This window comes from Mesorhizobium sp. M0048 (genome assembly GCF_040323405.1).
GTDB lineage: Bacteria > Pseudomonadota > Alphaproteobacteria > Rhizobiales > Rhizobiaceae > Mesorhizobium.
In genome coordinates this window covers 47,406-71,583 of sequence record NZ_JAMYUV010000025.1, presented here as the reverse complement: position 1 = coordinate 71,583, position 24,178 = coordinate 47,406, and the positions used below count along the sequence as shown (strand labels likewise).

The 24,178-nt window shown below is 62.6% G+C and carries 23 protein-coding genes; 7 read left to right on the top strand and 16 right to left on the bottom strand.

Features of this window, described 5'->3' with window-relative positions:
* Positions 1-17: 17 nt before the first annotated feature.
* The 9 genes from NKJ84_RS20425 to NKJ84_RS20385 all read right to left on the bottom strand — a co-directional run bounded on the left by NKJ84_RS20425 (position 18) and on the right by NKJ84_RS20385 (position 9,071).
* Positions 18-530, bottom strand: coding sequence for a hypothetical protein (locus NKJ84_RS20425; protein ID WP_352507940.1), 513 nt, complete (start codon positions 528-530; stop codon positions 18-20).
* Between the two features lies 1 nt (position 531).
* On the bottom strand, positions 532-2,022 hold the full coding sequence (locus NKJ84_RS20420; RefSeq protein ID WP_023677714.1) for a replicative DNA helicase: 1,491 nt from the start codon (positions 2,020-2,022) through the stop codon (positions 532-534).
* A 207-nt stretch (positions 2,023-2,229) separates the two neighbouring features.
* The gene (locus tag NKJ84_RS20415) at positions 2,230-3,198 is read right to left on the bottom strand and encodes a small ribosomal subunit Rsm22 family protein (protein ID WP_352507939.1); all 969 of its coding nucleotides are present in this window, start codon (positions 3,196-3,198) and stop codon (positions 2,230-2,232) included.
* 3 nt (positions 3,199-3,201) lie between these two features.
* Positions 3,202-3,525 (bottom strand): YnfA family protein, encoded by a 324-nt coding sequence (locus NKJ84_RS20410; protein ID WP_352507938.1) that lies wholly within the window; start codon positions 3,523-3,525, stop codon positions 3,202-3,204.
* A gap of 81 nt (positions 3,526-3,606) precedes the next feature.
* A complete protein-coding gene (locus NKJ84_RS20405) occupies positions 3,607-4,896 on the bottom strand; it encodes a cyclopropane fatty acid synthase (RefSeq protein ID WP_352507937.1) in 1,290 nt (429 codons plus the stop codon).
* Positions 4,897-5,049: 153 nt separating this feature from the next.
* A complete protein-coding gene (gene rplI / locus NKJ84_RS20400) occupies positions 5,050-5,634 on the bottom strand; it encodes a 50S ribosomal protein L9 (protein ID WP_254820243.1) in 585 nt (194 codons plus the stop codon).
* Between the two features lie 214 nt (positions 5,635-5,848).
* Positions 5,849-6,097: a 30S ribosomal protein S18 gene (rpsR, locus tag NKJ84_RS20395; RefSeq protein WP_006203718.1), complete on the bottom strand. Its 249-nt coding sequence runs from the start codon at positions 6,095-6,097 to the stop codon at positions 5,849-5,851.
* Positions 6,097-6,588 (bottom strand): 30S ribosomal protein S6, encoded by a 492-nt coding sequence (gene rpsF, locus NKJ84_RS20390; protein ID WP_254820244.1) that lies wholly within the window; start codon positions 6,586-6,588, stop codon positions 6,097-6,099. The genes rpsR and rpsF overlap by 1 nt, the downstream gene beginning before the upstream one ends.
* Before the next feature lie 557 nt (positions 6,589-7,145).
* On the bottom strand, positions 7,146-9,071 hold the full coding sequence (locus tag NKJ84_RS20385; protein WP_352507936.1) for an LTA synthase family protein: 1,926 nt from the start codon (positions 9,069-9,071) through the stop codon (positions 7,146-7,148).
* Between the two features lie 247 nt (positions 9,072-9,318).
* On the opposite strand from NKJ84_RS20385, the gene fabD reads away from it, so the two are divergent.
* The 7 genes from fabD to gmk all read left to right on the top strand — a co-directional run bounded on the left by fabD (position 9,319) and on the right by gmk (position 15,835).
* A complete protein-coding gene (gene fabD, locus NKJ84_RS20380; protein ID WP_352507935.1) occupies positions 9,319-10,284 on the top strand; it encodes an ACP S-malonyltransferase in 966 nt (321 codons plus the stop codon).
* A 60-nt stretch (positions 10,285-10,344) separates the two neighbouring features.
* Entirely contained in the window at positions 10,345-11,082 is a 738-nt protein-coding gene (gene fabG, locus NKJ84_RS20375; RefSeq protein WP_352453223.1) for a 3-oxoacyl-[acyl-carrier-protein] reductase, read from the top strand.
* 187 nt (positions 11,083-11,269) lie between these two features.
* Positions 11,270-11,506: an acyl carrier protein gene (locus NKJ84_RS20370; protein WP_006203723.1), complete on the top strand. Its 237-nt coding sequence runs from the start codon at positions 11,270-11,272 to the stop codon at positions 11,504-11,506.
* A 34-nt stretch (positions 11,507-11,540) separates the two neighbouring features.
* On the top strand, positions 11,541-12,803 hold the full coding sequence (gene fabF, locus NKJ84_RS20365) for a beta-ketoacyl-ACP synthase II (protein WP_352467164.1): 1,263 nt from the start codon (positions 11,541-11,543) through the stop codon (positions 12,801-12,803).
* Between the two features lie 93 nt (positions 12,804-12,896).
* The gene (mltG, locus tag NKJ84_RS20360) at positions 12,897-14,117 is read left to right on the top strand and encodes an endolytic transglycosylase MltG (RefSeq protein ID WP_352507934.1); all 1,221 of its coding nucleotides are present in this window, start codon (positions 12,897-12,899) and stop codon (positions 14,115-14,117) included.
* A gap of 137 nt (positions 14,118-14,254) precedes the next feature.
* On the top strand, positions 14,255-15,145 hold the full coding sequence (locus tag NKJ84_RS20355; RefSeq protein WP_352507933.1) for a YicC/YloC family endoribonuclease: 891 nt from the start codon (positions 14,255-14,257) through the stop codon (positions 15,143-15,145).
* Positions 15,146-15,178: 33 nt separating this feature from the next.
* Complete coding sequence (gene gmk / locus NKJ84_RS20350) at positions 15,179-15,835, top strand: guanylate kinase (protein ID WP_254820312.1); 657 nt, start codon at positions 15,179-15,181, stop codon at positions 15,833-15,835.
* Here the strand turns inward: gmk and NKJ84_RS20345 are convergent, their stop codons facing one another.
* From NKJ84_RS20345 to lptF, 7 genes are all read right to left on the bottom strand, one after another.
* Complete coding sequence (locus tag NKJ84_RS20345; RefSeq protein WP_352507932.1) at positions 15,836-16,129, bottom strand: DUF1330 domain-containing protein; 294 nt, start codon at positions 16,127-16,129, stop codon at positions 15,836-15,838.
* Between the two features lie 75 nt (positions 16,130-16,204).
* Positions 16,205-17,044: a 16S rRNA (adenine(1518)-N(6)/adenine(1519)-N(6))-dimethyltransferase RsmA gene (gene rsmA, locus NKJ84_RS20340; RefSeq protein ID WP_352507931.1), complete on the bottom strand. Its 840-nt coding sequence runs from the start codon at positions 17,042-17,044 to the stop codon at positions 16,205-16,207.
* Positions 17,045-17,113: 69 nt separating this feature from the next.
* Positions 17,114-18,133 (bottom strand): 4-hydroxythreonine-4-phosphate dehydrogenase PdxA, encoded by a 1,020-nt coding sequence (gene pdxA, locus NKJ84_RS20335; RefSeq protein ID WP_352507930.1) that lies wholly within the window; start codon positions 18,131-18,133, stop codon positions 17,114-17,116.
* 13 nt (positions 18,134-18,146) lie between these two features.
* Positions 18,147-19,073 carry a peptidylprolyl isomerase gene (locus NKJ84_RS20330; protein WP_352479239.1) on the bottom strand — a complete coding sequence of 309 codons (927 nt, stop codon included), beginning with the start codon at positions 19,071-19,073 and terminating at the stop codon, positions 18,147-18,149.
* 113 nt (positions 19,074-19,186) lie between these two features.
* Positions 19,187-21,604 carry an LPS-assembly protein LptD gene (locus NKJ84_RS20325; RefSeq protein WP_352507928.1) on the bottom strand — a complete coding sequence of 806 codons (2,418 nt, stop codon included), beginning with the start codon at positions 21,602-21,604 and terminating at the stop codon, positions 19,187-19,189.
* Positions 21,604-22,689: an LPS export ABC transporter permease LptG gene (gene lptG, locus NKJ84_RS20320; RefSeq protein WP_352479326.1), complete on the bottom strand. Its 1,086-nt coding sequence runs from the start codon at positions 22,687-22,689 to the stop codon at positions 21,604-21,606. The genes NKJ84_RS20325 and lptG overlap by 1 nt, the downstream gene beginning before the upstream one ends.
* Positions 22,686-23,888: an LPS export ABC transporter permease LptF gene (gene lptF / locus NKJ84_RS20315; protein ID WP_352507927.1), complete on the bottom strand. Its 1,203-nt coding sequence runs from the start codon at positions 23,886-23,888 to the stop codon at positions 22,686-22,688. Before lptF ends, lptG begins: the two co-directional genes overlap by 4 nt.
* Positions 23,889-24,178: the final 290 nt, after the last annotated feature.

The following is a 24,178-nucleotide window of genomic DNA, read 5'->3' as shown; positions in this document are numbered from 1 at the left end:
AGCGAGCTGGTTCAAATTCAGTGCTTCTTGGCGAGAGCGCGAACTTCGGCAAGCGCCTCGTCGAGCAATTCCGGGTTGGGTGGCAGCATCTGCGAGTTGTAGATGGAAATCATCCCCTGTGTCTGGGTGGCAAACTCCGGCTCCGCTTTCCGCGCTTCCTCAGTGATCGCATCCACGTAAAACAGGAAATTCTGCCCGGCCAGAACAGGCACACCGCATCCACCCATGATCAGAGTGGTCGTGGAGACCACGCCATTCGGTTCCGGTTTGCCCTTGAACACCTCGGCAATCTCGTATCGTACGTTAACCAGTATTCGGCCATCACCCTCATCAGGCGGAACAGTTCCAAGTTTGATTGGGCTAAGCTCAGTTTCAGTAACCATGCCTCGGAATACCAGGGAGGCCTCCGCAAACGCTCGCTGCGGCGTCCAATGTGGAGGCATGGAACAAGCAGAGGCGGTTGCGAGGGCGGCAACCGCGCCAATGAGCGCAAAAGCAAGAACGGCGGCGCGTCTGAAGTGGTTACCCATGCTACTCAAACCGATCCGGCAAATGATGTTCCTCGGCAAGGTCGGAGAAGCGGGTGAACTCGCCCTGGAAGGCGAGGCTGACCGACCCCGTTGGGCCGTGGCGCTGCTTGGCGACGATGACTTCGGCCTTGCCGCGCATTTCGTTCATCTCGTGTTCCCATTTGATGTATTCGTCGGTGCCCGGCTTCGGCTCGCGGTTCTTCAGGTAGTATTCCTCGCGGTAGACGAACAGCACCACGTCGGCGTCCTGCTCGATCGAACCGGATTCGCGCAGATCCGAAAGCTGCGGGCGCTTGTCGTCGCGGCTCTCGACCTGGCGCGACAGCTGCGACAGCGCAATGATCGGCACCGCCAGCTCCTTGGCTAGCGCCTTGAGCCCGGTGGTGATCTCGGTGATCTCCTGGACGCGGTTTTGCGATGATTTCGCGCTCGACCCCTGCATCAGCTGGATATAGTCGATGACGATGACGTCGAGGCCGCGCTGGCGCTTCAGGCGACGTGCCCGGGCGGACAGCTGAGCAATGGAAATGCCGCCGGTCTGATCGATGAACAGCGGGATTTTCTGCATCGTCTGCGAGCACGCGACGAGCTTTTCGAAATCCATCTCGCTGATCTCGCCGCGCCGGATTTTCGACGACGGGATTTCGGTCTGTTCGGAGATGATGCGGGTGGCCAGCTGTTCGGACGACATTTCGAGCGAAAAGAAGCCGACGACGCCGCCATTGGCCGCTTTGAACGACCCGTCGGCCTGCTGCGCCGGGACGTAGGCCTCGGCGATATTGAAGGCGATATTGGTGGCGAGCGAGGTCTTGCCCATGCCGGGGCGCCCCGCAATGATGATCAGGTCGGACGACTGCAGGCCGCCCATGCGGCGGTCGAGGTCGCGCAAGCCGGTGGCGACGCCCGACAGATGCCCGTCGCGCATATAGGCGGCATTGGCCATGTCGACGGCGGTCTTGACGGCGTCGGTGAAGCTCTCGAAGCCGCCATCATAGCGGCCGGTCTCGGCCAACTCGAACAGGCGCCGCTCGGCATCCTCGATTTGGTCGGAGGGCGACATGTCGACCGGCGCGTCATAGGCGATGTTGACCATGTCCTCGCCGACGGTGATCAGCGCGCGCCGCGTGGCCAGATCGTAGATGGCGCGGCCATAGTCGGTGGCGTTGACGACCGTGACGGCCTCGACCGCCAACCGCACGACATATTGCGCCACCGTCATGTCGCCGACCTTCTCGTCGGCCGGCAGGAAGGTCTTCAGCGTGATTGGCGTCGCGATCTTGCCCATGCGGATGAGCTCGGCCGCGACCTCGAAGATCTTTCTATGCAGCGGCTCGTAGAAATGGCCGGGCTTCAGGAAGTCGGAGACGCGGTAGAAGGCATCGTTGTTGACCAGTATGGCGCCGAGCAGCGCCTGCTCGGCCTCGATGTTGTTCGGCGCCTCGCGATAGAGCGGTGTTTCCGCCACGCCGAATTTTCGTGCTGCCTCTGCCATGATGTCCCCGGTCCTGATCCCCGGTCTCTCGATATCAGAACGAGACAAGTCGGTGATGACTTATCTGCATCAGTCCCCAACCAACCAACTTTGATGCCCGCGATTCACAGCCAGGTTCTTTCGGTGGAAAGAATCTCAATTGACTCGAATCAAGATGGCGAGCCTAGCCGTTCTTGGGCGAGAACAAAACAGGAAAATAGCTGCCGGTCATTCCGGCAAGGCATCACCCCACTCCAGTCGCCGTGCGGCCTTGAACGTCTCGCCATCGCGCTTGGTGAACAGTCGCTCGGCAGCACTTCCATCCTGTTGGCAAAGCTTCAGCAAGACCTTGCCGGAGCCAGACTTCGGCGGTGCGATCACTCGCGCTCGAGGCGGAGTGGCCGGATGGCGGGAAGCCGCGACAAAGATGAATTTCTCGTCCTCCCACGGCACCTCGGCATCCTTGGCCAGACGGTGCAGGCGCGAGCGGGCGACCCGGCGGGCGAAATGGCACCAGTCGGGAGCGACGAGAGGGCAGGGCGCCTCATGCGGGCAGGGCGCAAGCACGTGCGCCCCCGTATCGATCAGCTGCCGCCGCACGGCAAGAATACGCTGCCAGCCGGCCGGCGTGCCCGGCTCGACGACCAGCAGCGTGTCGGCGGTCAGCTGCCAGAGCCGGTCGACGAGTTTTGCCAGCGATGCCGGCGCGATCTCATCCAGCACATAGGCTGAAGTCACCAACTCGGCCGGCTCCAGATCGACCAGGTCGACGGTGACGTCGCCGGTCCGCCAGGCGGTCCTGGCCGTGATCGCATGCGCGGCAAGTGCTTCGCCGACCCTTCGTACCGCGGCGCCGGCCTCGAGCAGCACCGCCTGCTGGAGATCAGGCCAGAGATTGATTGTGGCCCAAAGCACCGTGCCAGGGCCGGCGCCGACATCGAGCAGCGTTCTCGGAGCATAATCGGGCCGCGCCTCGCTTACCGCGTCGAGGCTGGCGCGGACGGCAGCATAAGTCGCCGGCAGCCGCGTTGCCAGATAGGCCTTCACCGCCATGTCTTCGGCCATGTGCAGGCGACCGTCGCGCAACTCTGCGCGGTAGCGGTCCGACAGCGTCTTTGCCGCTTGCTTAAGCATCGGCAACGGCACCTGTTCGAGAAGGCGATCGACGCCTTGTCTAAGCGGGACGGGCAGTTCCATCGCTTAGACAGTCCGAGGTGAGAGCAGAATGACCGAGGCGCCAACGATGCAGATCGCGGCACCGGCAAGATCCCAGCGGTCGGGGTGCACGCCTTCCGCCAGCCACAGCCAGGCCAGCGAGGCGGCAATGTAGATGCCGCCATAGGCGGCGTAGGCCCGGCCCGCGGCGCTGGTGTCGACCAGCGCCAGCAGCCACGCGAATAGCACCAGCGAGACGAGACCGGGCGCCAACCACAGCGGCGATTTTTCCAGCCGCCACCATGTCCAGAACGAAAAGCAGCCGGCGATCTCGGCAAGTGCGGCAGCGACGTAGAGGAGGTAGGTCATAAAAAGGTCCCGCGTTGACGGGAGCCTTTTCAGCGTGCCAGTCGGCAAATGGCAAGCGGCAATGGCGCGATCGCCGGCCGTCTACTCCGGATCCACCATTTTGCGGCGGCGAGCGGGCTTGGCCGCCGGAGCCTTTTCACGACGTCCAAGATCGCGCATCTCCAGCGCCTTCTCACAATTGGCCATGTAGTCGCGCGTCATCGGCAGCGTGTCGTTCTTCTTGGCAATCTGGATCTGGAAGATCACCAGATCTTGCCAGCGGAACGCAGCTTCCGAGGCGGCAAGATAGAACTCCCACATACGGCAGAAGCGCTCGTCATAAATCGCCTTGGCCTTGTCGCGGTTGGCCGCGAAGCGTTCGCCCCAATGCTTCAGCGTCTCGGCATAATGCAGCCGCAGAACCTCGATGTCGGTGACGACGAGCCCCGATTTTTCGATGGCCGGCATCACTTCGGAGAGCGACGGAATATAGCCGCCCGGGAAGATGTATTTGCGGATGAAGGCGCTGGTCGCCCACGGCACGCCGGAGCGGCCGATCGTATGCAGCAGCATGACGCCGTCCGGTTTCAGCAGCGTCGCCGACTTGTCGAAGAAGGTGCGGAAATGATTGACGCCGACATGCTCGAACATGCCGACCGAGACGATGCGATCGAAACGTTCATTGAGTTCGCGATAGTCCTTAATGTCGAAATGAACCCGGTTTTGCAGGCCCTGCGCATGGGCGCGGTCGGTGGCAACGCCGTGCTGCTCGGTCGACAGCGTCACGCCCTGTACGTCGACGTCGAACGCCTTGGCGAGATAAAGGCCAAGCCCACCCCAGCCGGAGCCGATATCGAGCACCGTCTGGCCGGCCTTCAGCCTGAGCTTGGCGGCAATATGGCGCTTCTTGGCCGCTTGTGCCTCGTCGAGGGTCATATCCGGCTGCTCGAAATAAGCGCAGGAATATTGCATGTCCTCATCGAGGAAGAGGCGGTAGAGGTCGCCCGACAGATCGTAATGGCGCTGCACGTTGCGGCGCGCCCGCGACGCCGTGTTGATCTGCTGCAGGCGCCGGAAGGCGTGGCGCAGACCTTCGATCGCTTTCGACCAGGTGGCATCGATACCGCCGCTGCCCATGTTCTGGAAGGCAATCCGCATCACCCCCAGCACGCCGCCCTCGAGAATGTCGAGTTCACCGTCCATGTAGGCTTCCGGCACCGCCAGCATCGGATCGAAAGTGATGGCGCGCTCGGCATGCCTGGTCTTGATGTGCATGTGCACCGGTTCGCCGCTGCCGTCACCGAAAGTCACCATCGAGCCTTGCGGCCCTGTCACCTTGAGATTGCCTGTGCGGACCAGGCGGTCGAGAATGCGTTTCAGCAGAATATTCATGACCAAATGTCCCCTCTCGGTCAGACAGGCTGTCTTATTCTGCATCAAGATATAGGGGTTCGAAAAGTTCCATTTGGCATAAAAATGCCCGGGTACGAGGCCCGGGCATTGGTCCAGAATAGCGATTAGCCGGCGAATGCCGACGAATGACGATCAGCCGTTGTCTTCGCCGCCCTCGAACTCCGCATTCGGATCGAAGAAGTTTTCCGGCCGCGCATTATCGTTGATGTCCTCGCCGTAGATGGCTTCCGCGGTTGTCAGCGTTTCGCCCTTGGCCTGGCGCTCGGCTTCGTCGGCCGTGCGGGCAATGTTGAGCGTGATGGTAACCTCGACCTCCGGATGCAGCGCGATCGCCACATTGGTGACGCCAATGGTCTTGATCGGCTGGTTGAGCAGGATCTGGTTGCGGTTGACCGAAAAACCTTCCGCCGTCACCAGCTCGGCGATGTCGCGTGTCGAGACCGAACCATAAAGCTGACCGGTCTCGCCGGCTGAGCGCACGGCGATGAAGCTCTTGCCGTCGAGCTTTTCTGCAATCTGCGCGGCCTCGGACTTGCGCTCCAGGTTGCGGGCTTCCAGTTGCGCCCGCTGTCCCTCGAACTTCTTCTTGTTAGCTTCGTTGGCGCGCAGCGCCTTGCCCTGCGGCAACAGGAAATTGCGGGCGAATCCGTCCTTGACCTTGACGGTGTCGCCCATCTGGCCGAGGCGGGAAACGCGTTCGAGAAGAATGACTTCCATGGTTTTGTTCCTTCGCTTGGGCGCTATCCTCAGGATCGGCGCCGAGTTGTCTGGAACAGGTCAGAAAGCTGGGGCGTCACCGCCTGTGTCGCTGTCCTGCCTGTCGCGGCAGTTAGGATCTCGTGTCGAAATCCAACCCGGGATTTGGTGTTCGATCCGGCTACGCCCGTCGTGGCCGGTGACAAAAAGCGGGCGGCGAACCGCCCGCGTAGATTTAGCGGACCACGTAGGGCAGCAGGCCGAGGAAGCGGGCACGCTTGATCGCCTTGGCGAGTTCGCGCTGCTTCTTCTGGCTGACGGCGGTGATGCGCGATGGCACGATCTTGCCGCGCTCGGAGATGTAGCGCTGCAGAAGCCGCACGTCCTTGTAGTCGATCTTCGGCGCGTTGGCGCCAGAGAACGGGCAAGTCTTGCGGCGGCGGTGGAAGGGGCGCCGGGTTGGGATCTGATTGATGTCGACCATTATTCTGCGGCTCCTTCAAAGCCTTCGCGCGGACGGCGCGGGCCACGATCGGCACCGCCATCGCCGAAGCTGCGCGGCGGACGATCACCACGGTCACCGCGATCGCGGTCGCCGAATGAGCGCGGGCCACGGTCGCGGTCGCCGAAGCCGCCGCGTTCCGAGCGCTCTTCGCGCTTCTGCATCATTGCCGACGGACCTTCCTCATGCGCATCGACCTTGATGGTCAGGAAACGCAGTACGTCCTCGGACAGACCCATCTGGCGCTCCATTTCGTTGAGCGCGGCCGGGGGGCAGGTGATGTCCATGAGTGTATAATATGCCTTCCGGTTCTTGTTGACCCGGTAGGTGAGGGACTTCAGTCCCCAGTTCTCGACCCGGCCGACGGACCCGCCATTCGCGGTGATGACGCCCTTGTACTGTTCGACAAGCGCATCGACCTGCTGCTGCGAGAGGTCCTGCCGAGCAAGAAACACATGTTCGTATAGAGCCATAGTGTTCGTGCCTTTCTTCGTTTCTCTCCCGGTTCCCGGCGGCAAAAGCCTCTGCAACTTCTCTGACCCGCAATCCTTGCGAAGGCGGGGAAGAAAGGAGCATGACGAGACGGTCGAGAGCGGAGACACGGGAGGCGGAAGCGCTTCTGGCTTCACGCGAAGGTTTCGAAAAACCTCCGGCCCTCCGTTCAGCCCCCAGCAAGGACCGGCAGATTGCGGGCGTCTATACAGGAATTTGGCCGCAAGGCAAGGGCAAACGGCCGACGTGTCGTAAGCAGATGAGTTGTCCGGATTAGGTAGCACATGAGTTGTCCGGTCTTATTGGGCTGCTGGCCTCATTCGCAAGGTCTTACGGATTCCCTGCCCGGACCCAAGAATGTTTTCCTGCATTTCGCCTGACAAAACAAACCGGATGCCCTGTTCGTATAATCGCGGGAGACGGTCGAGGTAACGCCAACAAATCGAACAGCTCTACGCAGTCGGCAATCAGCTGCAACAATTCCCGTCTCTCGACGACACGATCGGAGTTCGCGCATCACGCTGCAACTTCAGCTGCCTCAGCTCGTGTGTGCAGCCACTTTGCCTGTGGTTTCGGGGAAGAAATCGGGCGCCGCATGGCGCTTGCCGAACATCATGTCGTATTGCAGCAGACGGAAGTCGCGGATTGCCGGGTCGATCTCTTTCTGACGCGACCAATCGGGGGTGGCCTCGCCCCCCGGTGCCAACAGCAAATTACGGTCGATGACGCGGTAGCGCTCTCGCAACTGGCCGAGGAAGCCGGTGTAATAGGGATGGCTGATGCCGGCCGTTTTCAGGATATGGTAGGGCAGGAAGGCCGGGCTGACGGCGCCCAGATCCTCGGAGGGGCCGCTGCGGTTCGACCAGACGATCAATGGCGTCTGGTGGTGCTGCAGCATCTGGTCGGCCGGCTCCTTGCGCGGCGCGACATTGTCCTTCAGGAAACCGGTCTCGACGTAGACCGGCCCAAGCGGCGGCAGGTGATCGCCGAAGAATGCGATGACGGTCGGCCGCTCGCGTTTCTTCGCCCATTCGATCAGCCGCTCGAGGCCGCGGTCCGCGTCGGAAGAGCCTTCGGCGTAGCTCAACAGCGATTCACGTGCCCATTGGCTGATCGGCGCCTGCACCTTGTGGGTCGGATTGGTATAGCGATACGGCTCATACGGCCCGTGGTTCTGCAGGCTGACGGCGAAAAAGAAGACCGGCTCGGCGCTGGTATCGGCTTCGCGGATGATCTCGTCGGTCATCGCTGCGTCCGACGCGAGCGGTCCGCGCTTCTGCATGGGCGGCAACGTCTCCTCGGACTTGAAGTCGTTGAAGCCGAAATCGGCATAGACGGCCCCCCGGTTCCAGAACCAGTTGGTGCCGGGATGGATGGCGCGCGCTCGGTAGCCCTGACTTTTCAGGAAGGTCGCCAGCGAGGGAGTCGGTGTCCGCACATATTGCTGGTAGGGAATGCTGCCCGCCGGCAGGAAGGCGTTGGAAAAGCCGGTCAGGGCCTCGAACTCGATGTTGGCCGTCATGCCGCCGAACTCGGGCGAGAACATGTAGCCCGTGCGCAGTGCCCGCACATTGGGGATAGGGTCGGGTGTGATGGTGACGCCGGGCAGCTTGGTCGGATCCCAGAAGGATTCGCTCATCACGACGATGATGTCGGGCTTCTCGGCAGGTACCGAGGCGATCACCTGCGGTTTGCCGATCGCTTCGATCGCCTTGTCGGAATAGCCGGGCGGCGCCGAGACATGCGCCATCGGGACGTTCAGCGCGAAGGCGAGCGCAAAACCGTTCGAGGCATAGTTTTCCTTCTGGTCCCACATAATCGGGATGATCTGCAGCCGGTCGCGCGTCCACGAGAAAGTGGCATAGTCCATGATGGAGACGAAGAAAGCGATCAGCGGCACCGTCAGCGTCAGCCGGGCAAGGCGGCCCTTGTGGCTGAGCGCCGGAACGCGGCGGCGCCATAACCGCCAGCCATAGACGAGCAGCGACAGCCCGCCGACGATGCCGATCGCCAGGGCAATGGCGGTTCCCGGGCGATCGCGGACCAGGAGTGGCATCAGTGCCACGATCTGCCGGGAATAGAGGAAATCGGTCGGATAGAGCGGATCGCCGAGATAGAGCGACTTCTGGTGGCCGACGAACGCCAGCGACAATGTCAGCGGCGCGACGATCATCAGGCTCTGATGGCTGCGGCCGAGCACGGCGTCGAGGCCGATGAGGATCAGCGCAAAAATGATGATCGTGGTCCAGCCGGGTTTGAAAGGCTGCAGAAAGAAATCAATGGTGCCGGCAAAGTTGCCGCGCACGATCAGTTCGATGGCAAACACCAGGATAGCCGCAGCCAGCAAGCTGATAAGGCCATAGCGGATGACAGGCCATCTGCGCGCCGGCAGATAGCCAGTCGACGGATCGCCTTCAAGAAACTGTGGCGCCGCCTCGGCTGCGCTCTGCTTGGTCTTTGCCACTTCAATAGTTCCCCGGCCCGCAACAAAGGCGTCACTCGATTGTCATCGAACTGTCACGCAAAGCCTAGCGCCTGCGGCGGAAATAAGAAGAGCCAGCAAACAAATCGTGAGCGGTTTTCATCATGAGTGATCGCCAAAAAGCCTGCCGAAACAGGCACTCGGCCGACGCCGAGCGGTCAAGGTTGGACTTGACTTGGGCGCACGCCTTGCGTCACAGGCAGCGAGAACCAGCAGCTGGGAGCCGACGATGGCCATCGCATTCACCTTTCCGGGGCAGGGCAGCCAGGCTGTCGGCATGGGCAAGGACCTCGCCGATACTTTTGTGGAATCGCGGCAGATCTTCGAGGAAGTCGACGACGCGCTCGGTGAAAAACTATCGCAGCTGATCTGGGAAGGCCCGGAAGAGACGCTGACGCTGACCGCCAATGCTCAGCCGGCGCTGATGGCGGTGTCACTTGCCGCAGTCCGGGCGCTGGAGGCGCGCGGCTTCTCCCTGAACGGCAAGGTCACCTATGTCGCCGGCCATTCGCTCGGTGAATATTCGGCACTTGCGGCCGCTGGTTTCGTTTCGGTCGCCGACGCCGCCCGGCTGTTGCGTATCCGCGGCAATGCCATGCAGGCGGCTGTACCGGCCGGCGAGGGCGCGATGGCGGCGATCATCGGGCTGGAACAGGCCGACGTCGAGGCCGCTTGCGCAGAGGCCGCCCAAGGCACCGCCAAAGATCCCGCGCAAGCCTTGGTGTGCCAGATCGCCAACGACAATGGCGGCGGCCAGCTGGTGATCTCCGGCGCCAGGCCGGCGGTCGAACTGGCGGCGAAGCTATGCACGGAAAAGGGCGCCAAGCGGGCGCTGATGCTGCAGGTCTCGGCGCCCTTCCATTCGGCATTGATGAAGCCTGCGGCCGAGATCATGCGGGAGGCGTTGGCCGCCGTGACGAAGCGTGCGCCGGTCGTGCCGCTGGTCTCGAATGTTACTGTGACCCCGACGAGCGATCCTGACGAGATTGCCCGCCGCCTCGTCGAACAGGTGATCGGGCGCGTGCGCTGGCGCGAAACGGTGGAGTGGTTCGGCAGCAACGGCGTTGCGACGCTTTACGAAGTGGGCGCCGGCAAGGTGCTGTCGGGGCTGGCCCGCCGCATCAACCGCGATATTGCCACCACTGCCATCGGATCCGCGGCGGATGTCGAGGCGGCGCTGGCGGCGCTTGCATAATCAACTGGCGATTTGACCCCGCTCCATGCAAAGGGTGTTCGCTCAGATCAGGAGGCAAGAATGTTCGAATTGACCGGCCGCAAGGCGCTCGTCACCGGCGCATCGGGAGGTATCGGCGAGGCGATCGCCCGCGTGCTGCACGGCCAGGGCGCCATCGTCGGCCTGCATGGCACACGTATCGAGAAATTGGAGGCGCTGGCCGCCGAATTGGGCGACCGGGTCAAGCTTTTCCCGGCCAATCTTTCCAACCGCGACGACGTCAAGGCGCTCGGCCAGAAGGCGGAGGCCGACCTCGAAGGCGTCGACATCCTCGTCAACAATGCCGGCATCACCAAGGACGGGTTGTTCGTGCGCATGGCTGACGCCGACTGGGATAGCGTGCTCGAGGTCAACCTGACCGCCGTGTTCCGGCTGACCCGCGAGCTTACCCATCCGATGATGCGGCGCCGCCATGGCCGCATCATCAACATCACTTCAGTGGTTGGCGTCACCGGCAATCCCGGCCAGACCAATTACTGCGCCTCCAAAGCCGGTATGATCGGCTTTTCCAAATCGCTGGCGCAGGAGATCGCCACCCGCAATATCACCGTCAACTGCGTCGCCCCGGGCTTCATCGAATCGGCGATGACCGCCAAGCTCAACGACAAGCAGAAAGAGGCGATCATGGCGGCGATCCCGACCCGGCGCATGGGCACGGGCGCCGAAGTCGCCTCTGCCGTCGCCTACCTCGCTTCCAACGAGGCAGCCTACGTCACCGGCCAGACCATTCATGTCAATGGCGGCATGGCAATGATCTAACACTTGGGAAAACGCTTCATTCCGTCTTGGATGCATGGGATTTTTCGTGTAATGCCGCCCGCAACCCGGCGGTTCGGGCAAAAACCGGTCCTGTTCCGCTGCGTTTCCGGCAGGACCATCTTTCAGCTTGATTAGCGGCATTCTGCCCGCTAACGAAGACAGACAACCAAAAGACGAGGATGCCCAAATGAGTGACACCGCAGAGCGCGTCAAGAAGATCGTCATCGAGCACCTTGGCGTCGATGCCGACAAGGTGACGGAGCAGGCGAGCTTCATCGATGATCTGGGCGCGGACAGCCTCGACACGGTCGAACTTGTTATGGCGTTCGAAGAAGAGTTCGGTGTCGAGATCCCGGACGACGCCGCCGAGACCATCCTGACTGTTGGCGATGCGGTGAAATACATCGACAAGGCCTCGGCCTGACGCTATTTGCAGTCATCACCGAGGAGGACCTGCGATGAGGCGTGTCGTCGTCACGGGCCTTGGGCTGCTTTCGCCGTTCGGCATGGGCTTCGAGCACAGCTGGAAGGAGCTTCTGACCGGCCGCAGCGCAGCCAAGCGCATCACCGAATTCGAGGTGGAAGACCTTGCCTGCAAGGTCGCCCACGTCATTCCGCGCGGTGACGGCTCCAATGCCACTTTCAATCCTGAAGCCGTTCTCGAGCCGAAGGAACTGCGCAAGATCGGCGATTTTATCCTGTACGGGATCGCGGCCGCCGACGAGGCACTCAAGGATTCCGGCTGGCAGCCGAAGACGCACGAGGAACAGTGCGCCACCGGCGTGCTGATCGGTTCGGGCATCGGCGGCATCGAAGGCATTGCCGAGAATGCGATGATCCTCAAGGAACGCGGCCCGCGCCGCATCAGCCCGTTCTTCATCCCCGGCCAGATCATCAACCTCGTCTCCGGCCAGGTCTCGATCCGGCATGGGCTGAAAGGCCCAAACCACGCCGTCGTCACCGCTTGCTCGACCGGTGCGCACGCCATCGGCGACGCCGCCCGCCTGATCATCTGGGGCGATGCAGACGTTATGGTCGCAGGCGGCGCCGAAGCGCCGGTGACGAGACTGTCGATCGCCGGGTTCGCCGCTTGCCGCGCGCTCTCCACCGAGCGCAACGACGCGCCGCAAACGGCCTCGCGTCCCTATGATCGCGATCGCGACGGCTTCGTCATGGGTGAGGGCGCCGGTGTTGTCGTGCTCGAGGAACTCGAACACGCCAAGGCCCGCGGCGCCAAGATCTATGCCGAGGTCACCGGCTACGGTCTGACCGGTGACGCCTATCACATCACCGCGCCTGCCGAGGATGGCGACGGCGCTTTCCGTTGCATGACAGCGGCGCTAAACCGGGCGAAGCTGACGCCCGCAGATGTCGACTACATCAACGCGCACGGCACATCGACCATGGCCGACACGATCGAACTCGGCGCCGTCGAGCGGCTGGTCGGCAACGCCGCCTCTAAGATATCGATGTCGTCGACCAAATCGTCGATTGGCCACCTGCTGGGCGCGGCTGGTGCTGCCGAGGCGATCTTTTCGATCCTCGCCATTCGCGACAACATCGCGCCGCCGACCATCAATCTCGACAATCCGGAGCGCGAAACGGCGATCGACCTGGTGCCGCACAAGCCGCGAGCCCGGCAGATCGACGTGGCGCTGTCCAACTCCTTCGGCTTCGGTGGCACCAACGCCTCGCTCGTCTTCCAGCGCTACAATGGCTGACCGCTCTGCCGGTTTCCGTCTGCCGTCAATTTTGCCATATTCGCCCCTACTCTGCCCGAGGGGATTCGTCGCAAGATCAGATGGTAGGGCGCTATGAACACAAATCCGGCCGATAACGGGGAATTCGGGCAACGGCGAGCAACGTCCGGCCCGATCGTGCCGAAAACGGCCAGCGAGGCGTTGCGGCCCGAGGCCGGCACGCCGCCGCCGAAGCGCTCGCGTGCCTCGCGCAGCCAGTTCGTCGTGTTCATGAACTTCGTCATCTCTTCGGTGATGCTGATGGTTCTGGCGGCGGGCGTTGCGCTGTATTTCGGCAAGCAGGAGTTCAACGAGCCCGGCCCGTCGGCCAATGGGGACACCTTCCTGGTCAAGCCGAATAGCGGCGTCCAGGAGATCGCCGACCAGCTTGAGCGGCGAGGACTGATCAGCGACGCCCGCATTTTCCGCCTTGGCGTGCGCGCCTTCGGCAATGATTCCGCGCTGAAGGCCGGCGAATACGAGATCAAGCCGCAGGCGTCGATGCACGACATCATGGAACTGCTGAAGAGCGGCAAGTCGGTGATGTATTCGCTGACTATCCCCGAGGGGCTGACGGTGGAGCAGGCGCTGCAACGGATCGCCGAGCAGGACGCGCTGACCGGCGATATGCCGTCGACCACTCCACCTGAGGGCAGCCTCGCCACCGACACGCTGCGCTTCACCCGCGGCGCAACACGTCAGCAGATGGTTGACAAGCTTCTGGCCGACCAGAAGAAGCTGGTCGACGAGGTCTGGCAGCGCCGAGCGCCAGATCTGCCGATCGCCAATGTTGAGGATTTTGTCACCCTGGCCTCGATCGTCGAGAAGGAGACCGGCAAGGGCGATGAACGCTCGCGCGTAGCCGCCGTCTTCCTCAATCGGCTGGCCAAGGGTATGCGGCTGCAGTCGGACCCGACCATCATCTACGGCCTCTTCGGCGGCAAGGGCAAACCCATCGACCGCCCGATCTATCAGTCGGACATCCAGAAGCCGACGCCCTACAACACCTATCTGATCAACGGTTTGCCGCCGACGCCGATCGCCAATCCCGGCCGTGCGGCGCTGGAGGCCGTCGCCAATCCGTCGAAGACCAGCGATCTCTACTTCGTCGCCGACGGCAGCGGCGGCCACGTCTTTGCCTCGACGCTCGATGAGCATAACGAGAATGTCGCTCGCTACCGGGCGCTGCTGAAAAAGCAGGCGCAGGACGCCGCCAAGGCCGGGGCAACCCATACCGGAGCCGACACGCCGGCGGGAGCCATCGTTGACGATGCGGGCGCCACCGCCGCCCAGTAGGGCCGGACGCCATCAGGTTGGCCCTGTGCATGTCCGGGTGGATGTGCAAGGGCTGCTATGGCATTGAAATTCACATGATCCTGCCCGGAGAAAATTGCTCCGGCTTGAGGGCATTCGGCAAAGGGACGCACGGCTACATGAACTTGCAGAGCATGACCGGTTTTGCGCGCAGTGTCGCCGAACACGACGGCACTGCGATTGCCTGGGAAGCCAAGTCCGTCAACGGCAAAAGCGTCGAGGTCAGGCTGCGGCTGCCGCAAGGTTTCGACCGGCTGGAGCCGGCCGTCCGGCAGACGGTGCAAAAGCGTTTTGCGCGCGGCAATTTCCAGATGACGCTGACCATTGGCCGCGCCGCCGGCGCGCAAGCGCAACCCGTGGTCAACGAGGCTTTCCTGAGGGATCTGGCGGGCTTGGCCAAGCGGCTGCAGGAGCAGTTCGGAGTAGCCCCTGCGGCGGCCGACGGCCTGCTTGCGCTGCGCGGCGTCCTCGACATTCCCGAAACCATCGAAACCGAAGAGGCGCGCAGTGCGCTCGATACCGCAATACTGTCGGCGCTGGAAGCAGCACTGAACGGGCTGCAGCAGGCGCGCCAGGGCGAAGGTGCCGCACTTCGTTCCCTGCTGTCCGGCCATATCGATGCCATCGAGGCGCTGACGCTGCGGGCCGAGGCCGATCCATCACGCGAGCCGGCCACGATCCGCGAAAGGCTCGCCGAGCAGATCCGCCTGCTGATGGACGCGTCCGCCAATCTGGACGCCAGCCGGCTGCATATGGAAGCGGCGTTTCTGGCCACCAAGGCCGACATACGCGAGGAAATCGACAGGCTGAAGACGCACGTGACGTCGGGGCGGGCGCTGCTCGCCGGCGGTGGCGCCATCGGCCGCAAGCTCGATTTCCTGGCACAGGAATTCAACCGCGAATCGAATACGCTGTGTTCCAAGTCGAATGCTGCCGCGGTCACCGCCATCGGGCTGGAACTGAAGGCGGTCGTCGACCAGTTTCGCGAACAGGTCCAGAATCTGGAATGATCCCGATGCCAAGCCACATGACTGCCAAGCCCCATGACCGCTAGGGATTTGGGTTCCCGCATTCGGCGCCGCGGGCTGATGCTGGTCTTGTCGTCGCCGTCAGGCGCCGGCAAGTCGACGATCGCGCGCAATCTGCTGGAGAGCGATTCCAGCCTCGAATTGTCGGTCTCGGTCACCACGCGGCCACGCCGCGGCAGCGAGATCGAGGGCGTCCATTACCACTTCCGCACCATGCGCGAGTTCGAGCGGCTACGCGATTCCGATGCGCTGCTCGAATGGGCGGAGGTGCACGGCAATTGCTACGCGACGCCGCGCGAGCCGGCCGAACAGGCGCTGGCCGAAGGCCGCGACATGCTGTTCGACATCGACTGGCAAGGCGCTCAGCAGCTCAAGGAGAAGATGCGCGCCGACATCGTCTCGATCTTCATCCTGCCGCCGTCGATGAAGGAATTGAAGGCACGGCTGAAGCGTCGCGCCGAGGACCAGGAAGCGGTGATCGAGACGCGGCTCAAGAACGCCCGCAACGAGATCGAGCACTGGAAGGAATATGATTTCGTCATAGTCAACGACGATCTCGACCGTGCTTTCGCCGAGGTGCGCGGCATCGTCACGGCCGAACGGCTCAGACGCGATCGCCGGCCGGGCCTGTTCGATTTTGTCTCAGGGCTGCTCGATGAGAAGACGGATTGATCAAGGCGTTGTCCCCGCGACCAGGATCAGATTGCGGCTGAGCGCGGCGTCGCGCAGTTCCAATGCCGCGGCATATTCGGCGGAGCGGTACCAACGCCGCGCCGTGTCCATGTCGGGGAATTCCACGATGATCAGCGGCCCGGGAGACCAGTCGCCTTCCAACCTTTCCACCTCGCCGCCGCGTACCAGATAGCGCCCGCCATGCTGGGCGATGGAGGCAGCCGCGCGGGCGCGATAGGCTTCGATAGCCTCTGTGTCACGGATCGTGACGTCGGAAATGACATAGGCGGCCACTGTTTGTCTCCGGGCAGGGTTTGTCCGGCTATCTATGCCATGAGAGCGGAAATTCCACGCGGACGCTTCCCGGCATCACACCGCGTTGGTCAGGCGAATGAATTCCTCGACGCTGAGCGTCTCCGCACGCCTGGTCGGATCGATGCCGGCGCGGGTGAGCAGTGCCTCGCCGCCGAGGCTTTTCACGCTCTGCCGCAGCATTTTCCGGCGCTGGCCGAATGCCGCTTCGGTGACGCGGCTAAGCCGTTTGACCTCTGCCGGCAAGGGGCTGGCGCGCGGCACTAGATGCACCACCGAGGACGTCACCTTGGGTGCCGGTGTGAACGCCTGGGGCGGCACGTCGAAGACAATCCTCGCCTCCGTCCGCCAGCCTGCAAGCACGCCGAGCCGGCCATAGGCCTCGCTGCCGGGGCTGGCTGCAATGCGTTCGGCGACCTCGCGCTGGAACATCAGCGTCATTGATGCGTAGAAAGGCGGCCACTCGGTCACGGTCAGCCAGCGGATCAGCAATTCGGTGCCGATATTGTAAGGCAGGTTGGCAACGATTTTCACCGACCCCCCGCTTCCCGGCGCTCCTTTGGCAAGCGCTGCAAAATCAGTTTTCAGCGCATCGCCGGCCACGATCTCGAGCCGACCCGGATAGTGCTTCGCGATCTCGTCCAGGGCCGCCAGGCAGCGCTCATCGCGCTCGATCGCGACGACCCGCCGGGCGCCGTTGAGGAGCAGGGCCCGAGTCAGCCCGCCCGGACCGGGACCGACCTCGATAACCGTAACGTCGCTCAGGTCGCCGGCGGTCCGCGCAATCTTGCTTGTCAGGTTAAGGTCGAACAGAAAATTCTGGCCGAGTGCCTTTTTCGCCTGCAGCCCATAGCGCTCGATCACCTCGCGCAGTGGCGGCAGGCCGTCTATGCTCATCGGGCTGGGCTCATCGGGCTGGGCTCGTCGGGTTAAGGCCATCGAATTGGGCTCATTTGGCTCAGTGGCCTACGGCCTTTTCCCGGTATCGGCAAGCAGGCGAGCGAGTTTCAGCGCCGCAATCAGGCTGTCGGCACGGGCAATGCCCTTGCCGGCGATGTCGAAGGCGGTGCCGTGGTCGGGCGAGGTGCGGATGAAGGGCAGGCCGAGCGTGACATTGACTGCCTCGTCAAACGCCAGCGCCTTGGCGGGGATCAGCGCCTGGTCATGATACATGCAGAGCACCACGTCATAGCCGGTGCGGGCGCGAGCGTGAAACAGGGTGTCGGCCGGCAATGGCCCGAAGGCGTCGATTCCTTCCTGCCTCAGCCTGTCGATCGCCGGGCGCACGATCCGCTCGTCTTCGGTGCCCATCGCGCCGCCTTCGCCGGCATGAGGGTTGAGGCCGGCGATGGCGAGCCGCGGCTTGGCAATTCCGAAGCGGTTTGCAAGGTCGGCGGCGGTGATGCGGCCGGTGGCGACGATCAGGTCGGTCGTCAGCGCCTTCGGCACCTCGGCCAGTGCGATGTGAATGGTGACCGGCACGGTGCGCAGGTCCGGACCGGCAAGCAGCATAACCGGCGTCACTTCGGTGCGGGTGTGAAGCGATGCCAGATGCGCCAGATATTCGGTGTGGCCGGGAAAGCGAAAGCCGGCATCGTAGAGCGGCTTCTTGGCAATGGGGCAGGTGACGACCGCGGCAGCGCGGCCGGCCAGGCAGTCGGCAACGGCGCGGTCGATCGCCTCGATGATTCCGGCGGCGTTGGCTGGATCCGGGCGGCCGGGACTGTCGACGAAACGGGCGGAAAGCGCCACCACCGGCAGCGCGCGCGAAAACATACTAGGCGCTAGCGCCGGCGTCGTCTCGGCAATCGCGATATCGGTGCCGAGCCCGTGCGCCCGCGCGGCAATCAGCGCCGGATCGGCAAGGAGATAAAAAGACGGAACGCCGGCGCTGTCGCGGGCCTGCCAAGCGGCGATGGCGATGTCCGGCCCCACGCCGGACGGATCGCCGACGCTCAACGCCAGCGGAAGCTCTGCGTCAGGCATGGCGATCGCGACTTCAGCGCTCGATGATGCGGGCTTTCTTCCGCAACTCCTCGACGTATTTCTTTGAGAGCTCGTCGGCGTTCTTGTCGCTCGAGCCCTCGCTCTGGAACACCATCTGCGCGACTTTGTCGTCCGACACTTCGCGCGACGAGCAGATGCCGACGAATTCGACGCCGCGGTCGGTCTCGCGCGTCGCGGTGGCGCCGCCGACCTTGGTGGCCTTGATCTGCTCGGCCCAGTCCGGCGGCAGTTGCGGCGCCAGCACCCGGCCGAGGTCGCGAACGGTGACATCGATCAGGCCCTTGGCAAATTCGCGCGTGGTGTTGCAGCCGTTGAAGCGGGCGCGCATGGCGTCGGCTTCGCGCTTGCGCTTGGCCAGCGTCGCGCTGCGCTCGGCTGCCGGCACGACGAAGATGACCTGCTGCAGCATGTATTCGGTGGCGCTCGGCTTGCTGCCGCCTTTTTCGAGCATGCGCTTGACGACGTCCTGCTCGCTTATGGCGCCGCCCCCGTCGGCGGAGCGGTAGCGCGCGGACAGCGCCTGGTTCCAGGCCATCTGCGCTCGGATGAATTCCTTGAAGTGCTCCTTGGTGACGCCTGATTGCGCCATCACACCGTCAAGCTGCTTGAGCTGCATCTTGTTGTTCGTGGCGAAACGCTGATAGGCGGCATCGACCTGCGCATCGCTGATGCGGATGCCTAGGCGCCGGGCCTCGGCCGAGCGCAGCGTCTGATCTATCATTTCCTGGCCGGCATCGCCCTTTCTGCGCTGCAGGCGCAGGAAAGCGGCCCGATGCTGGATGTCGCCTGTGGTGATCGGTACGTTGTTGACGACGTATTTGATCTCGGTGGCGAAAGCCGGCGGCGTCACTGCGGTGGTCGAGAACGCCACCAGCAGCGCGAACCCTGCCGAAAAGAGGTATTTCCTCATCGAAAGCATCCCAGTTCCATCCCGATTCGACCCAACCCATCCCAGTTCAGGTCGCCGAAATCCGTGCCTGCTCTATGCGGCGAAACAATGTCGTCCGCCAGCCACCCCGTTGCCGACTTCCGTTATTGGATGGTGTCGATTGAGCGTTGCGACGAGCCGAAATCGCCGAGCGTGCGGAACGACAGGTTGAAGCCGACGTTCTGCGACACTTCCCTGGTGTTAAGGTCACGTCTTTCCGAAAACGTCATCAAATAGGTAAAGCACGAATCACTATAGGCAAAGCCGACGCCGTCCTTGACCAGCACGCTCTGCTCAAGATCATATGTGCCGGTGCCAAAGACGCGCCAGTTCTCGGCAAGATGCGTCGAGGCGCCGAGCGTGACCTCATGGCGATCCGTGGAGAAGCCATAGAGCGGCTGCGCCTGGATGAAGGCGTATTTGGCGCTCAGCGATACTGGCAGGCCTGAAAAGGCGGCCTTTACCTCAGCGCGGCGGATCTCGAAGCTTTGCTCGTCGAAACGGCCGCTGACCGAGCCGGAAAACCCGCTGGGGCTGTTGAAGCCGACAAGGCCGACATAGTCGGAGGTTGCAGTTTCAAGACCCGAATAGGCACCGACATTGACCAGATCCGGCGTGCCGAACGAGTTCTGGCCGCCGAGCTGGTAGGATTGGCCGAACACCGCGTTGGTGCCCCAGCCATTGTCGTATGCGCCGGAATAGCGGAGCCCGACATTGGCGCGTGTGCCGCCTTCCATGCGGTCATAGCCCGAGAATTTGTCGCGCTCAAACAGCGTCGTGGCGTCGAAGACGAAGCTCTGGGCGTCCTCGTTGGGAACCGCCAGCCCGCCGACATATTGCTCGTTCGGACGCATGAATACTTGCGCCATCGGCTCGAAGACATGGCTGGAACTGGTCATCGAGAACAGCACCGGCCAGCGCATCTCAAGCCCGGCGGTCGCCATATAGCGGGCAAGCGATGAACGCATATCGTCCTCAACGCCGAGATTGGTCGCCATCTGGTTGATGGCGTCGAGCGAGGCGGAGGAGGCGTTGACATAGCCGGCGTCGCCGCGCAGCGCCAGGAGCGGCGTCAGCAGCAGCCCACCATCGGTGGTGATGGTGCGCTTCCATTCGGCTTCCGCGGTAAGACGGCCAGATTGACCGTCGATGCCACGAACGTTGTTGACGGACGAAGGGACGCCCGAATCTGCAAGAGCCGTATCGAGCCTGTCGCGGTCTATGACCCGCGCGTTGACGTCGAACGAGAGCTGCCCGCCGGCCACCGGCATGTCGGGGATATAGGCGTAGTCAAGCGAGGGCAGCACCCAGGGCTGCTTGGCGGCGCGTGCGGTCGGATCGCTGGCGAGAGTGTCTTCCTGAACGTCGAAGTGCATGGCGCGCACATCGAAGTAATTGCGATCGTTGAGTCCCGTCAGATACACCTCGGAGCGGTGCACGCTGTCGTTGAAGCCATCGATGTCGTAAGTGCGCGCGAAATTCTTGTCGCTCTGCAGCAGGATATCCCAACCGAAGTCCCAGCGCGGGTTGATAGCGAACTGGCCCTGGGTGCCCATCATCCCGCGGAACCTGTTCGGGTCGCCTTCGGTACCCGAATTGACGTTGTGGCCATTGTCGTCGATGAAGGCGTCGGGATTCTCCTGCCGGATGCCTGCAATCTTCAGGCTGTACTGACCATTGTTGAAGCGCTGCCTCCACTCGGCCTCACCGAGGAAACCTTGCTTGGTATAGCCGCTGCCGGTGACAGTGAGATCGTAGGTCGGCGAGAGCGCGAAATAATAGGGGACTTTAATACCCACGCCGAGGTCGCTCTTGTAGGCGACGCCGGGAATCAGGAAGCCGCTCTTGCGCTTGACCGTTGGGTCGGCGATCTCGAAAGCCGGCAGATAGGCCAGCGGAAAGCCGAAGAACTCGAAGTTCGAGTTTTCGAAGCGAACCGTCTTCTTTTCGCCGTTCCAGATGATCTTCCTGGCCTTGATACGCCAGGTCGGCGCTTTGTCGGGCTTGTCCTCGCACGGCTCGCACGCGGTATAGACGCCATTGTGGAACGTCGTCAGCACGCCGCCCATGCGCTCCGCGCTTTCGGCGGCGAAGTACGCCTTGTCTATGGTCTCGACCCGCAACGCGTTGACGAAGCCGTCGGCGAAATCGTCAGTGATGTCGGCATGCTGCGAATAGATTTTGGTGCCGTCGCTATTGACGAGTTCGACATTGCCGCTGGCGACGAGGCGTTTGGTGTTGCGGTTGTATTCGACCCGCTGGGCGACGAGACGGTTGCCGCCGTAGTCGATCTGGACGCCGCCGACGGCCGTCACGGTCTGCTTGTCGTTGTCGTAGACCAGCGTATCGGCTGCCAGCAGCATTTGCGTGCCACTCGGAACCTTCGTCGCCAGGTCACTGACGTCCTGGGCAAAAGCCGGAGCAGCCGGGGCGACGCTGGCAAGCAGGCATGCCAAGGCGCTCGCCGCAGAGAGGCGTGCCAAACCGGCGTGCCTATGGCTGCGCAAAACCGCCTCCCTCACTAGCCGTCTTCCTTGTATAGCAGGAATGTCACCCCGAAGAACATAGCCACGACAACCGGGACCCAAGCCGCTACGGCTGTGGGTACGAATCCCGCTACGCCGAATGCCTTGACCAGCACCGAAACGACATAAAGCAGAAAGCCGGCCACGATGCCACCCAGAATCATCGTCGCCGACTGCCCCATCCTCGCAAATCGCATTGATACCGTTGCCGCAATCAGCGTCATCGCGACGAGCAGGAAGGGCAGCGCCACGAGGGAATCGAACTGCATGGCGAAGGCATTTGCCTTGAGGCCGAAGGAGCGGGCCACCTCGACTTTGCCGGGCAAATCGTAGAAGGGGATAGTCTCAGGGCGCGCCAACCGCTCTTGCACGAATTCCGGCTTGAGATTGGTCGGCAGCCGATCGCTGGGTAACGACTGGATGGTGCCGTCCCGGAACACCTTGACGTCCTGCAATTCCCAGTAGCCGTCCCGCAAAAAGGCGCGCGCCGCATCCTTGCGCTCGATGATATCGCCTTGCGGACTGAAGCTGAAGAAGACCGCGTCGGCCATCTCCAAGCCTTGATTGAGAATGGCGCGCGCTCCGATGATGGTATCGCCGGAACTGGTTTTCTGCCTGATCCAGGGTGCGGCATCGGCCGAGACCGTATTCGACTTGCCCGAACGGAGTTGGGTCTCGATCTGCTCGGACCAGGAATAGGCGTGCGCGGCTATCGGATTGATGACGCCGACCGACAAGGCACCAAACAGCAGCGCCCCGATGCAGCATGGCAGCAGGAACTGCCATGCTGAAACCCCGGCGGAACGGGCGATTACCAATTCATATTTGCGGTTGAGCGACACCAGGGTCGCCATCGCCGAGAACAGGCCGACGAACGGCACCGTCTGCAGCATGATCATCGGCATCCTGAGCCCGGAAATGGCGAAGGCAGTTCCGTAAGTGAAGCCTGGCACGCCGGTCGTGCGGCCGGAAAGCTCGGTGAAATCGATCAGGAACACCAGCGCCAAAAGACCGATGAAGAACCAAATGGTGATCGTCACATAGCGAAAGAAGAAGTATCGACCCAGAGTCCAGCCCATCAGCCGGCTCCCTGTCCGGAAGCGCCGCGCCCAGCAAAACGGAGCTTGATGGCGCTCCAGCCCTCACTGAAGCGGCCGGCAAGATTGGTCACCCAGTCGGCCCAGGCAACAGGCAGTTCCATGGTCCGGTTGGAAACAATGAACCAGATGGCGATCGCCGATGCCACGATCGGGACGCCGTAGACCATATAGGCATATTGCGGCACCTTGTCGGCCTTGCCGGCGGCAAAGAACCCGAGCCAGCGCACGAACAGCGCGATCGCGATTGCCGTGATCAGCGGGTGCACACGCGCCTCACGATGCGAGCGTGCATCTCCGGCGACGGCGAGCGCGATCAGCGCGAAGACGAGCGAATAGGACCACTCGGAAAAACGCTGGTCGAGCTCGGCTAGGTACCTGTTCGGCTTTTGCTGGTACATCTTGTCGTTCGGACTGGGATTGAGCAGATACTGGGTCGTCCGGTCCTTCGGCAAAAGCAGGATGTCGGATGATGCCGACATGAAAGCGGACAAATCGAAGGCATAGGAGGTGAACCGGATCACCGAGAGGTCGCCGGTCATGGTTTTGCGATGGATCACCCCGTCATTCATCATCAGCACCTTCTCGTCGCCGCGTTCGATGATGCTGCCGGACTCGGCATAATAGACGAGATTGACGCCTTCTTCGCGCGAATCGGCGACGAAGATGCCGCCGAGGCGATTGTCGGGAAGCCGTTCGCCAACCTGCAGGAACAGGCCGTCATCGATCTTGCGGAAGGTGCCTTCCTGGATGATCAACGACAACAGATCCGCACGCGAAGATGCTATCAGCTCGCGGTTCTTCTGGCGCGCGTAGGGGTCGACGCCATTGTCGACCGCGAACGAAAAAACGCTGGCTGCTAGTGCCAGAAGCATGATCGGCCTGACGATTGTCCAGCGTGAAGCGCCGGCGGCATTGATGACGGCGAGCTCCGAATCCGAATTCATCACGCTGAGGATCTGGGCAACCGCGACCACCAGGGCGAACGGTACGACGATCGGAACGATCGTCGGGATGATCAGCGCTGCGACTTCGAAGAAGGTGAGGGCCGATTGACCGCTATCGGTGACGAGGTCGATGCGGGCGAGGACCTGAGTCGTCCAGACGATCGCCAGCGTCCAGACGAGCGCCAGCGCGAATACCGCGAAGGCACGGCGCATGATGTAACGTTCAACGACCTTCATGAAGGCTTTTCTCGGCGATTTCGAACGGCATCATGCCTTGGAACAAGGTAGTCGTCCGGCGCCGGCTGCACAACTGGCTCAGTTTGGCGGTTCGATCCGGGTTCTGTCCCGTATCGTACATTCCGCTGGGCCGGAGTGTCGGCGGCAATGGATAAGAAAGGGCGAACATTGTTGGTTAACAACAGGTTGCGGCTGGAAGCGGGGCCGTGCCGCGACGAATCGTGGGTGGTTCGATATCGCATATGGGAGCGATTTCGGCCAAAGTCTTGTCAAATGCGGCAAAACGACCA

Coding starts and splice junctions, on each gene's coding strand:
- NKJ84_RS20355 (WP_352507933.1), top strand. CDS start 14,255: ATGAACTTGCAGAGCATGACCGGTTTTGCGCGCAGTGTCGCCGAACAC.
- rpsR (WP_006203718.1), bottom strand. CDS start 6,097: ATGGTCGACATCAATCAGATCCCAACCCGGCGCCCCTTCCACCGCCGC.
- gmk (WP_254820312.1), top strand. CDS start 15,179: ATGACCGCTAGGGATTTGGGTTCCCGCATTCGGCGCCGCGGGCTGATG.
- pdxA (WP_352507930.1), bottom strand. CDS start 18,133: ATGCCTGACGCAGAGCTTCCGCTGGCGTTGAGCGTCGGCGATCCGTCC.
- NKJ84_RS20420 (WP_023677714.1), bottom strand. CDS start 2,022: ATGGCAGAGGCAGCACGAAAATTCGGCGTGGCGGAAACACCGCTCTAT.
- rplI (WP_254820243.1), bottom strand. CDS start 5,634: ATGGAAGTCATTCTTCTCGAACGCGTTTCCCGCCTCGGCCAGATGGGC.
- NKJ84_RS20370 (WP_006203723.1), top strand. CDS start 11,270: ATGAGTGACACCGCAGAGCGCGTCAAGAAGATCGTCATCGAGCACCTT.
- mltG (WP_352507934.1), top strand. CDS start 12,897: ATGAACACAAATCCGGCCGATAACGGGGAATTCGGGCAACGGCGAGCA.
- NKJ84_RS20425 (WP_352507940.1), bottom strand. CDS start 530: ATGGGTAACCACTTCAGACGCGCCGCCGTTCTTGCTTTTGCGCTCATT.
- NKJ84_RS20415 (WP_352507939.1), bottom strand. CDS start 3,198: ATGGAACTGCCCGTCCCGCTTAGACAAGGCGTCGATCGCCTTCTCGAA.
- fabG (WP_352453223.1), top strand. CDS start 10,345: ATGTTCGAATTGACCGGCCGCAAGGCGCTCGTCACCGGCGCATCGGGA.
- lptF (WP_352507927.1), bottom strand. CDS start 23,888: ATGAAGGTCGTTGAACGTTACATCATGCGCCGTGCCTTCGCGGTATTC.
- NKJ84_RS20410 (WP_352507938.1), bottom strand. CDS start 3,525: ATGACCTACCTCCTCTACGTCGCTGCCGCACTTGCCGAGATCGCCGGC.
- rsmA (WP_352507931.1), bottom strand. CDS start 17,044: ATGAGCATAGACGGCCTGCCGCCACTGCGCGAGGTGATCGAGCGCTAT.
- fabF (WP_352467164.1), top strand. CDS start 11,541: ATGAGGCGTGTCGTCGTCACGGGCCTTGGGCTGCTTTCGCCGTTCGGC.
- fabD (WP_352507935.1), top strand. CDS start 9,319: ATGGCCATCGCATTCACCTTTCCGGGGCAGGGCAGCCAGGCTGTCGGC.
- rpsF (WP_254820244.1), bottom strand. CDS start 6,588: ATGGCTCTATACGAACATGTGTTTCTTGCTCGGCAGGACCTCTCGCAG.
- NKJ84_RS20405 (WP_352507937.1), bottom strand. CDS start 4,896: ATGAATATTCTGCTGAAACGCATTCTCGACCGCCTGGTCCGCACAGGC.
- NKJ84_RS20330 (WP_352479239.1), bottom strand. CDS start 19,073: ATGCTTTCGATGAGGAAATACCTCTTTTCGGCAGGGTTCGCGCTGCTG.